This is a genomic window from Sphaerospermopsis kisseleviana CS-549 (assembly GCF_028329225.1).
In the GTDB taxonomy this organism is placed as follows: domain Bacteria; phylum Cyanobacteriota; class Cyanobacteriia; order Cyanobacteriales; family Nostocaceae; genus Sphaerospermopsis; species Sphaerospermopsis kisseleviana.
The window spans coordinates 23,515-33,642 of record NZ_JAQMTI010000259.1 but is presented as its reverse complement, the minus strand read 5'-3'; the positions used below and the strand labels follow the sequence as shown (position 1 = coordinate 33,642).

Annotated in this window: 9 protein-coding genes; 7 read left to right on the top strand and 2 right to left on the bottom strand. The window is 39.0% G+C overall.

What is annotated here, in order from left to right; genetic code table 11:
• Nucleotides 1-266: 266 nt before the first annotated feature.
• Together PN497_RS20510 and PN497_RS20505 are read right to left on the bottom strand one after the other, a co-directional pair.
• Nucleotides 267-1,127, bottom strand: a complete 861-nt coding sequence (locus tag PN497_RS20510; protein ID WP_096572333.1) for a WecB/TagA/CpsF family glycosyltransferase — start codon at nt 1,125-1,127, stop codon at nt 267-269.
• A gap of 512 nt (nt 1,128-1,639) precedes the next feature.
• Nucleotides 1,640-3,862, bottom strand: coding sequence for a GumC family protein (locus PN497_RS20505; protein ID WP_096572332.1), 2,223 nt, complete (start codon nt 3,860-3,862; stop codon nt 1,640-1,642).
• Nucleotides 3,863-4,361: 499 nt separating this feature from the next.
• On the opposite strand from PN497_RS20505, the gene PN497_RS20500 reads away from it, so the two are divergent.
• The 7 genes from PN497_RS20500 (at nt 4,362) to PN497_RS20470 (ending at nt 10,128) form a co-directional block, all read left to right on the top strand.
• Complete coding sequence (locus PN497_RS20500; RefSeq protein WP_272110809.1) at nt 4,362-4,511, top strand: hypothetical protein; 150 nt, start codon at nt 4,362-4,364, stop codon at nt 4,509-4,511.
• Between the two features lie 2 nt (nt 4,512-4,513).
• A complete protein-coding gene (locus PN497_RS20495) occupies nt 4,514-5,026 on the top strand; it encodes an acyltransferase (RefSeq protein ID WP_096572331.1) in 513 nt (170 codons plus the stop codon).
• A gap of 68 nt (nt 5,027-5,094) precedes the next feature.
• Nucleotides 5,095-6,201: a Gfo/Idh/MocA family protein gene (locus PN497_RS20490; RefSeq protein ID WP_096572330.1), complete on the top strand. Its 1,107-nt coding sequence runs from the start codon at nt 5,095-5,097 to the stop codon at nt 6,199-6,201.
• Entirely contained in the window at nt 6,198-7,304 is a 1,107-nt protein-coding gene (locus PN497_RS20485) for a DegT/DnrJ/EryC1/StrS family aminotransferase (protein WP_096572329.1), read from the top strand. Before PN497_RS20490 ends, PN497_RS20485 begins: the two co-directional genes overlap by 4 nt.
• Nucleotides 7,292-7,999: an acyltransferase gene (locus tag PN497_RS20480; protein ID WP_096572328.1), complete on the top strand. Its 708-nt coding sequence runs from the start codon at nt 7,292-7,294 to the stop codon at nt 7,997-7,999. The genes PN497_RS20485 and PN497_RS20480 overlap by 13 nt, the downstream gene beginning before the upstream one ends.
• On the top strand, nt 7,989-8,963 hold the full coding sequence (locus PN497_RS20475; protein ID WP_096572327.1) for an SDR family NAD(P)-dependent oxidoreductase: 975 nt from the start codon (nt 7,989-7,991) through the stop codon (nt 8,961-8,963). Before PN497_RS20480 ends, PN497_RS20475 begins: the two co-directional genes overlap by 11 nt.
• Complete coding sequence (locus PN497_RS20470) at nt 8,956-10,128, top strand: DegT/DnrJ/EryC1/StrS family aminotransferase (protein ID WP_096572326.1); 1,173 nt, start codon at nt 8,956-8,958, stop codon at nt 10,126-10,128. Before PN497_RS20475 ends, PN497_RS20470 begins: the two co-directional genes overlap by 8 nt.

Below are 10,128 nucleotides of genomic sequence, written 5' to 3'. Positions count from 1 at the left end.
TTCCCCTCATCTGCATATCTCCTTAAAGTGTTTGGATGCAATCCCAGAAATTCGACCGCTTTTCACCAGTGGTATGTATGCCATGAGGAAAGTATAGCATTAGTTAGCGAAAGTTAGCAAATGATTAACTAGCTAATTTCCCTCAAATCCTTATCTCTACTTGCTTTCACCTTATCTTAGTGCCATTCGACATTCAAGCATCTTACCGTGTTATGTACCCCATCTCCCCCAACATTTTTCGCTCTCCTAGATTAGGTTTACAAAGCTTAATATTTTGCTCCTTTTCGTGTTGCTCCCAGTCCAACTTTCACTAGAGCCAAATTTAGCAGTTGCTTTAAAGCTAACCAAATAAAAACTGGGATAGTTGTGCTATATCGACGAAATAGTCTCAATGGTTCCTGAATCAGACGATAGAACCACTCACCCCCTAAATGACGAATCCAATAGGGCGCTCTTTTGTGGCTTTCTGCAAAGACAGGAAATGCTCCTCCCAAACCAATCATCACAGCCTGAATTTTGTCTTTGTTTTGGTTCATCCAATACTCTTGTTTTGGACATCCTAAAGCAACTAAAACTATTCCGGCTCCACTATCGTGAATTTTTTTAAAAATAGCTTCATTCTCTGTAAATGTAAGTGGACGGAATGGTAAAGGCTCCATTCCAGCAATTTTCACATTGGGAAAAACACGCTCCAACTTCTTTCTCATCTTCTCTAGAATTTGCATCTCAGAACCCAAGAAAAAAAGATGAATATCTCTTAGTGGAGCTAATCTACACAAAGATAAAAGAATATCCATACCAGCAACGCGGTTTTGAGCGCCTGCTCCCATTACTTTCAACATCCAAACCAGTGGCATACCGTCGGGAGTAACAATATCCGCATTCTTTAACACAGAGGAAAAGTCTGGATGCCAATAAGCTTCCACAAGCATATGAGTATTAGCCACGCAAACAACTTTGCTGACTTTGCTCATAGCCCATTCTAAGATCATGTTTATTTGGACTTCAAAAGGTAAAGCAGTAACAGGAGAGCCAATTACATCAATTTTTGTAGGGATTTTTGAAGCGGTAAATTCTCTAGAAGGACTGAAGGATTGAATCTGAATTTCGTTGTTTGCGGTTAGCATCTCTTTTTTAGATTATTTGTAGTGTTACAAAAAATTTTCAATCAGCCAGCAATTAAAATTAGCTGTAAATTAGGCTTACTGATAGCGGAGCGTGGCGTAAGCCATATAAATGTAAAACCTAGATAAATCAGATTTTTATGTTGATGCCTCCAAGAAAAGATTTTTCAGCAAGCCCTACATATTTGTGACTTCTAAGGTCAACATTTCGTTATTATTTTGTTGGCTAATGCAAATAAAATTCTGGAAATTAGTCAACAATATTATTAGCATATTTTGAATTCACGATTAAGAGATATGCAACCTAAATAGGGTTTGCTTTTTTCAGCAAGCCTTAAATATCACATCTGATCATAAACATAATAACTTTGCAGCCAGAAATGATATATCGTTTCCCAGTCTAATGAGGTACACACCAATTTATTCACTGTTCCCTGTTCCCTTTTACCTGTTCCCTAAAACTAAAAAACTTTGTACCTCACTAGCATGAGAATGGCTATATTATGTTCTCAATCTTATTTTCTCAAAGTACCTTGTATATCAATAGCGATTACACCTAAAATAGAACGAGACGAAATATTTAATTGTTCCAATATTTTTGACACCAAAAAACGATTTGTTTTACCTATTCCCATAGATAAAATGCTTGTATCTGTATGCTTAATTAGGAGGCTAGTATCTGTAAACCTCAGCAAATTTGATGTATCATAGATGACCAAATCAAAACTTTCCCGAAATTTTGCTGCTAACTCTGCCATCTGAGGGGATGAAAGTAAAATTGTAGGATTTGAAGAAATTTGACCAGCAGTTAAGACAAATAAGTTATGCTGTGGATGTAATTCTCCTACATCTTTGGAAATAGTTGTTTCCAAACCATATTTTTGATCTACGATATGGCTATTGACTTTGTAGATAACATTCTCAAAATTGAGTTCTTCAGAAATAAGATTACTTAACCCTTTTGTATTGGGTAAACCCAACATTGTATGGATTGTAGGCTTACGTAGATTTGCATCTACTAATAGTACACGTTTACCCATTGCTGCTGCTGTCTGAGCTAAGTAAAGAGCAATTATAGATTTGCCATCTCCAGGAGCAGCTGAAATGATTGCTAGAGAGCGGATAGAATTCTCATTATTGAGAAGAAAAATATTTGTGTAAATAGAGCGAAAAGATTCACAAACATTTGAGATATCTTGTTTTTTACGAAGCTTACCATCCTTGCCCAACCTAATATGAGGAATAACCCCTAATATTGGCAGTTTAGTTTTCTCTTTAACTTCTTCAAGGTTATAAAAGACGTTATTGAACTTATCTATCAGCAAAGCAAATCCAGTGCTTAATAATAAACCTAAAGCTGTTCCTAAAATTAAATTCAGTGTAGGACTCGGCGCTAAATTTTCAGGCTGATTAGGCGGAGTAAGTATCTGCCAAGGAGCTTGTTTTTGGGCTGAATATATTCGTAATCTTTCACGTTCAGCTAAAAAGTGATTTAGGTTATCGACAGCTATTTTTAATTTTCGTTCTAAGTCATCTTTTTGACGTGTGAGAGAGGGAAACTGTTTAACCTGTTGCTTTAAGGCACTTTCAGATTGATTAAGAGATTGGAGTTGAGTTTTTAATACCTGAATTTCCTTATCTACATCCAGAAATTTTTGGATCGCTCGTAGTCGATCCGAGTTAGGGGTAACTGAATCTAGGAAGTTCATGGTTGTGTTGGAAAATTTGCTGCCCATGATACGTCGTTTTTCTTTGACTACTAAATCCTGCAAATTTTTTCGTTGAATGAGCAGGTTTTTAATACTCGGATTATCTTCCTGATATTGCGCTGATTTTACGGCAATTTGAGATTCTACATCTTGGAGTTGATTCAATAACTTCTGGTAACTAGGCGACTCACTCAAAGCCAAAACAACTTCAGCTTCTTCAGCTTCCAGCCTCAATTGTTTTTGTAAACTATTGTAGGATGTTTGAGCTTTAGCCAACTGTGCTTCAGTATCAAGCCGATTCCGCACAATTTGGGAATATTGACTGGCAAGCTGCTCGCTTTGCATTTCAGCATTAATAATGCCATATTTTTGACGAAACCTTTGTAGTTCTGACTGTAGGATTTCAACTCGCTTGAGCAGTTGTGGTAGTTGTTCCTCAACAAATTTAATTCCTAATTTAGTCTCTATTTGGCGTTCCTCTATACTGTAATTTAAGTATGCTTCAGATATTTTATTTAATACAAACAAAACTTTTTCAGGATTAGTATCTTGGTAACTGACTTCTAAAATTTGAGTATTTGGCACAAGTTTGATATTAAGTTGAGGTTCTTTACTATCTGGATAATACTGTTTGACTTGTTGGATAATTGGAGACATTAACTTAGGACTTGCTAAAATTTTCAATTTTGTTTCATCAATTGTGTGAGAATTTGCAGATTCTTTCGCTCTGTCATCTAGAGTTACTTTATCTTCGGCGGTTATAGGTTCAGTTAAAATTTCAAATTTACCAACATAGGTTGGAGGACTAATCAACGCCCATCCTAAAGCCGCAGAGGTAAATGTAGCTGTGCCAATTATAATTACAATTATTCGGCGGTGAATAACTGATAATAATTTACCTAAGTTCAATCCGCCTTCATGATCTGCTTCAGGTTGGACTGTGTAAATCATAGGTATATTAGGTCTATATTGATTATTATTGCCATTCACTTCTGAAAGCTGCTGCTGAGAATAGTATTTTTTATTCATTTTCAACCTTGTATATTTTCTGATTTTAAATCAGACTCAAGCAATATTAATATAATTTTTCCTATTATTTCTAAAATTTTCACGTTTTTACACTATTTATATAAATCCTAGTTATTAACTGGATGAAATGTGAAGATTTTGTAAAAACGACAATAAACTGTAATTTATCTCTTGACTCCTCAATGTAATTACCGTTTAATTTGCTTTGATACTACATTCTCAAGGGTAATTTACCCTATTATAAATTTGCTACTTCAGCGTATAGTTTGAATGAGCGATAAATTTTATCTATCCTTTGGTAGATATTCACAAAAATATCGAAATTATCGGGTATAAAACCGAAATTTCTTCTCTATTTTAACGGCTGTTATGGCAATTTTGTTTGAATTTTAGTATCAATTTTAGTATCAATTTCTGTCACAAAAACTGTTTCCTTTCTCCTAGCTCAGTTACAATCACTTTCTCTTCTTACTCTGGGAGATTTACGGCAGATTGCGTGATGATGAGGTACAAATTATCATCATGGAAATCTTGTGATGTGGGCATATTTCCCCACAAAGTTTACCTCATGATACCGGAAATTTCTGTTGGTAAAGGTTTATTGAAATATCAGTTTTTGTTGTGGATGTTCGTAATCAAAGGTAAATAAAAATGGCTATACATGATAATGTGAAATTGGGTGATCAGGTGAAAATTTTTCATCCTCATCTTGTTAACCTTTACGGCTGTACGGTGGGAGATGAAACTAAGATTGGCAGCTTTGTAGAAATCCAGAAAAATGTGATAGTTGGAGCTAAATGTAAAATTTCATCCCATACTTTTATTTGCGAGGGCGTGTTTATTGAGGATGAAGTATTTATTGGTCATGGAGTTATGTTTACCAATGATCTTTATCCCCGCGCTACCAATGAAGATAGTAGTATGAAAACTGAGAATGATTGGTTTGTAACTAAAACTTATGTAAAACTTCGAGCTTCTATTGGCAGCAATTCAACTATTCTAGCAGGGGTAACAATTGGTGAAAGTGCCATAGTTGGGGCTGGAGCAGTTGTTACCCATGATGTCCCTGATTTTACAATTGTGGCTGGAGTACCTGCTCGTGTGATCGGCCATGTTCCTATTCAGTTGAATAAATCAAAAAATTTGGCGATGACAGATAGCTGAAACTATTCCCTATTCCCTACCTACAAGAAAAGACTTTCTCAGCAACCCCTATATATAATTCTGAGCCAATGATAAATATTCGCGCTCATTTAGAGCAGTCTTTTGATGCAAATATATTCATAGACCAGCAAAGTCAGACAATTGATACCGTTAAAATAGGTGTCATTGGTTATGGTTACTGGGGTCCAAACTTAGTACGTAGCTTTGCTGATATACCAGGATCAGAGGTTATAGTCGTCAGTGATTTTAAACTAGATAGACTGGCAAAAGTGCGATCGCGCTATCCTGCTATCAAGTTGACAACAAATAGCCAAGACTTACTTACAGATCCTAAAATAGATGCGATCGCCATTGCTACCCCAGCTTCTACTCATTACGAATTAGCCTTAGCAGCTTTACAAGCTGGAAAACACCTATTGATAGAAAAACCGATGACTGTTGCCTCTGAACAAGCAAAGAGACTCATTGAGGAGGCGCAAAAACGTAATTTAGTGCTGATGGTAGACCATACCTTTGTTTATACCGGTGCTGTACGGAAGATGCAAGAACTGGTAGCCACAAAAGTTATCGGCGATGTTTATTACTATGATTCAGTTCGCGTCAACTTGGGACTATTTCAGCACGACGTGAATGTAATTTGGGATCTGGCAGTTCATGACCTCTCAATTATGGACTATGTATTGCCATCAAAACCTTATGCTGTATCGGCTACAGGGATCAGTCACATTCCTAATGAACCAGAAAACATAGCCTACTTAACATTATTTTTTGAGCATAACTTAATCGCACACATTCATGTGAATTGGCTCGCACCTGTAAAAGTACGGCGGACACTTTTGGGCGGTAGTAAAAAAATGATCTGTTATGACGATTTAGAACCGAGTGAAAAAATTAAAGTTTACGACAAAGGAATCACTGTGAATGGTAGTCCTGAAAACCTTTACCAAATGCTGGTTAGCTATCGCACAGGTGATATGTGTTCTCCTAAGTTGGATATGACAGAAGCATTACAAACAGAAGCATTACACTTTCTTCATTGTATTCAGTCAGGCAAACGCCCCATCACTGATGGAGAAGCGGGATTAAGGGTAGTCAGAATTTTAGAAGCTGCAACCCAATCAATACAACAGCAGGGGCGATTAATTGAACTTGATTTAGGGAAGGTAGCAGCATGATTCCATTTGTAGATTTAAAAGCTCAATACCATAGCATCAAAAACGAAATTGATACCGCAGTTTTCCAAGCCTTAGACAGTACACAATTTGTTTTAGGTAGGGAGGTAGTCGCTTTAGAAGCAGAATTTTCTCACTACTGTAGCGCTGATTATGGAATTGCAGTGAATACAGGTACAAGTGCGCTACATCTAGCCTTATTAGCTGCTGGCATTAATCCCGGTGATGAAGTAATTACCACACCTTTCACCTTTGTCGCCACCGTAGCCGCCATTTGTTACACCGGAGCTACCCCTGTTTTTGTAGATATTGATCCCAGTTCTTACACCATAGATATCAGACAGATTGAAGCAGCTATTACCGCCAGAACCAAAGCAATTTTACCAGTGCATCTTTATGGCCAGCCAGCAGACATGGACCCGATCCTAGATATTGCTAGGCGTTACGGTTTGATCGTCATTGAAGATGCCGCCCAAGCACACAGGACGGAGTACAAAGGGCAAAGAGTTGGCAGTATAGGTGATTTAGGTTGTTTCAGCTTTTATCCTGGTAAAAACTTGGGAGCTTATGGTGAAGGTGGCATGGTTGTTACCAATAATGCTGAATACGCCCACAAGATGGAGATGCTAAGGGACTGGGGGCAAAAACGCAAGTATCACCATGTCATTAAGGGTTATAACTATCGCATGGATGGCTTGCAAGGAGCAATCTTACGGGTTAAATTACGTCACTTAGATACCTGGACCCAGGCTAGGAGAGCGATCGCCCTACAGTACGATCAACTCCTAGCAAAAGCAGACGTGATCACTCCCACGGTAATGCCATATAGCCATCATGTTTACCATATTTATGCTGTGCGCTCTACAGAAAGGGATTTACTCCAACAGCGGTTACATGAACAGGGAGTACAAACAGGCATTCATTACCCAATTCCTGTGCATTTGCAACCAGCTTATGCAGATTTAGGATATCAAGCAGGTGATTTTCCCCAATCTGAACTAGCAGCCAAGGAAGTGCTTTCATTGCCTATGTTTGCAGAACTATCTTCAGTGCAAATAGAAACTGTTAGTGCTGCCTTATCTGAGAGGATACCATGCCTGAACTAGTGAAAAGTAGGATAGTGCAAGCTGTACATGGCTCTCAAGAGTTAAAACCAGATCCAGAATTTGAACTAGAAATGGCAGCGTCTTTCCGCCATCAGTATAGCCATCAGAATTTAATTGAACTATATACCCGATTTACTTTCAGTGAACAAGATTTTGATCTGTTGATGCGGCGAATTATTTGGCGAGCAATGGCTTACCAATTTGGACACGGCGTTCATATTGGCAGTAGCGTGGGTTTTAAGCATTTAGAAACTTTTGAAATCGGCGATCGCGTTTTTATTGGTTCACAAACCTATATCCAAGGGCGATTTGATGGTAAGTGCATCATCGGTAACTATGTTTGGATTGGACCACAGAGCTATTTTGATGCTCGGAACTTAATTATTGAAGATTATGTGGGATGGGGTCCAGGTGCAAAAGTCCTCGGTTCAACTCATACCGGCTTACCAATTGACATTCCCATTATTAAAACAGACTTGGAAATCAAATCAGTAAAAGTGGAAACAGGAGCAGATATCGGTATGAATGCAGTTATTCTACCTGGAGTCACAATTGGTAAAGGCAGTATTGTGGGTGCTGGAGCAGTTGTCACTCAAGATGTACCACCATTTGCCATTGTAGCTGGTGTTCCTGCTAAGTTTTTACGCTGGCGAGAAGGATTTGAAGCATCGGAGAACAGAGAAAATGCAAAATAAGCGAATTTTAATTACAGGTAGTGCTGGTTTAGTTGGTTCTCATATTGCCGATTTACTGGTAAAAGAGGGAGTCTCGGAAATTATTGTTTTAGATAATTTTACACGGGGATGTCGTGATAATCTAGCTTGGACACAAGCACATGGACCTTTGGTTGTTGTTGAGGGAGATATCCGCGATCGCCAACTTCTGGCTGATATCATGCAAGGTGTGGATATAGTCTTTCACCAAGCAGCAATTCGCATTACCCAATGTGCTGAAGAACCCCGACTAGCATTGGAAGTTCTCGCCGATGGTACTTTCAATATTTTAGAAGCAGCAGTTACAGCCGGGGTAAAAAAAGTAGTCGCAGCCTCTTCAGCTTCAATATATGGCATGGCAGAGAATTTCCCCACCACTGAATCTCATCATCCCTACAATAACCGCACCATCTACGGTGCAGCCAAGACGTTTAATGAGGGACTATTACGCAGTTTCTATGAAATGTATGGACTAGATTATGTGGCATTACGCTACTTCAATGTCTACGGACCGCGTATGGATATTTACGGTGTTTACACTGAAGTATTAATTCGCTGGATGGAGCGAATTGTTGCCGGACAACCACCATTGATTTTTGGTAATGGTGAGCAAACAATGGATTTTGTCTATATCAAAGATATTGCTAGAGCTAATATCTTGGCTGCTAAAGCTGATGTCACAGATGAAGTGTTCAATATTGCTAGTGGTGTAGAAACTAGTTTAAATGATTTAGCCCATAGTTTACTAAAAGTGATGGGTTCTGATCTCCAACCAGAATATAAACCAGAACGTAAAGTTAACTCTGTACAACGCCGACTAGCAGATGTTACCAAAGCCAAAGAATTATTAGACTTTGAAGCACAGGTATCTCTAGAAGAAGGGTTATCTCGCTTGGTTACTTGGTGGTGTCAGCAAAAGCAGAGAAAGGAAACAAGCCATGTCTAAGCAGATGCAAAATATCCCCATTGCTAAACCTTGGCTTGGCGAACCAGAAGCAGAAGCAGCAAGACGCGCTATCATGTCTGGTTGGGTGACTCAAGGACCAGAAGTTGCTGGATTTGAACAGGAATTTGCAGCTTATGTAGGGGCAAAATATGCTTGTGCTGTTTCTAATTGCACCACAGCCTTGCATTTAGCACTGTTAGCTGTAGGTGTGCAGCCAGAAGATGAGGTAATTACTGTCAGTCACTCTTATATTGCCACTGCTAATAGCATCCGCTACTGTGGGGGAATTCCAGTTTTTGTGGATATTGAACCGCAAACATATAATATCAACCCGGTATTAATTGAAGATGCGATTAGCGAAAACACCCGCGCTATTCTCATCGTTCATCAGATGGGAATGCCTTGTGACCTTAAAGCTATCTTAGATATTGCCCACCATTATAATTTACCAGTGATTGAAGATGCTGCTTGTGCCATTGGTAGCGAGATTTTCTGGAATGGACAGTGGGAGAAAATCGGTAAACCACATGGGGATATTGCCTGTTTTTCCTTTCACCCCCGCAAAGTAATTACCACTGGTGATGGTGGGATGATCACCACTAATAAGCCTGAATGGGATCAACAATTTCGCCTTTGGCGACAACATGGGATGAGTGTACCTGATACTGTCCGTCATGGCGCAAAACAGGTCATTTTCGAGTCTTACCCCATGTTGGGCTACAACTACCGGATGACGGATATTCAAGCAGCAGTCGGACGGGAACAACTCAAACGCCTACCAGAAATAGTAGAACGCCGTCGTTATTTAGCAGATAGATATTACCAGAAACTGGCAGATATACCAGGATTGAAATTACCAACAGAGTCAACTTGGGCAAAGAGTAACTGGCAAAGTTATTGTGTGCGTCTTCTTGATAGTTGCAATCAGCGTCAAGTCATGCAGGTAATGTTGGATGCTGGGATTTCCACCAGACGGGGGATTATGTGCGCCCATCGAGAACCAGCATACCAGATGGAAAATGGTTTGTATGGGGGCGATCATTTAACTGAAAGTGAACAGGCTCAGGATCAGTCAATTATTTTGCCATTGTTTCATCAGATGAGTGAACAAGAACAGGATCGGGTAGTTGAGATTTTGACAACTGCTTGTTTGGTTGGAGTGTAG

Coding starts and splice junctions, on each gene's coding strand:
- PN497_RS20510 (WP_096572333.1), bottom strand. CDS start 1,127: ATGCTAACCGCAAACAACGAAATTCAGATTCAATCCTTCAGTCCTTCT.
- PN497_RS20495 (WP_096572331.1), top strand. CDS start 4,514: ATGGCTATACATGATAATGTGAAATTGGGTGATCAGGTGAAAATTTTT.
- PN497_RS20470 (WP_096572326.1), top strand. CDS start 8,956: ATGTCTAAGCAGATGCAAAATATCCCCATTGCTAAACCTTGGCTTGGC.
- PN497_RS20480 (WP_096572328.1), top strand. CDS start 7,292: ATGCCTGAACTAGTGAAAAGTAGGATAGTGCAAGCTGTACATGGCTCT.
- PN497_RS20485 (WP_096572329.1), top strand. CDS start 6,198: ATGATTCCATTTGTAGATTTAAAAGCTCAATACCATAGCATCAAAAAC.
- PN497_RS20505 (WP_096572332.1), bottom strand. CDS start 3,862: ATGAATAAAAAATACTATTCTCAGCAGCAGCTTTCAGAAGTGAATGGC.
- PN497_RS20500 (WP_272110809.1), top strand. CDS start 4,362: ATGATGAGGTACAAATTATCATCATGGAAATCTTGTGATGTGGGCATA.
- PN497_RS20490 (WP_096572330.1), top strand. CDS start 5,095: ATGATAAATATTCGCGCTCATTTAGAGCAGTCTTTTGATGCAAATATA.
- PN497_RS20475 (WP_096572327.1), top strand. CDS start 7,989: ATGCAAAATAAGCGAATTTTAATTACAGGTAGTGCTGGTTTAGTTGGT.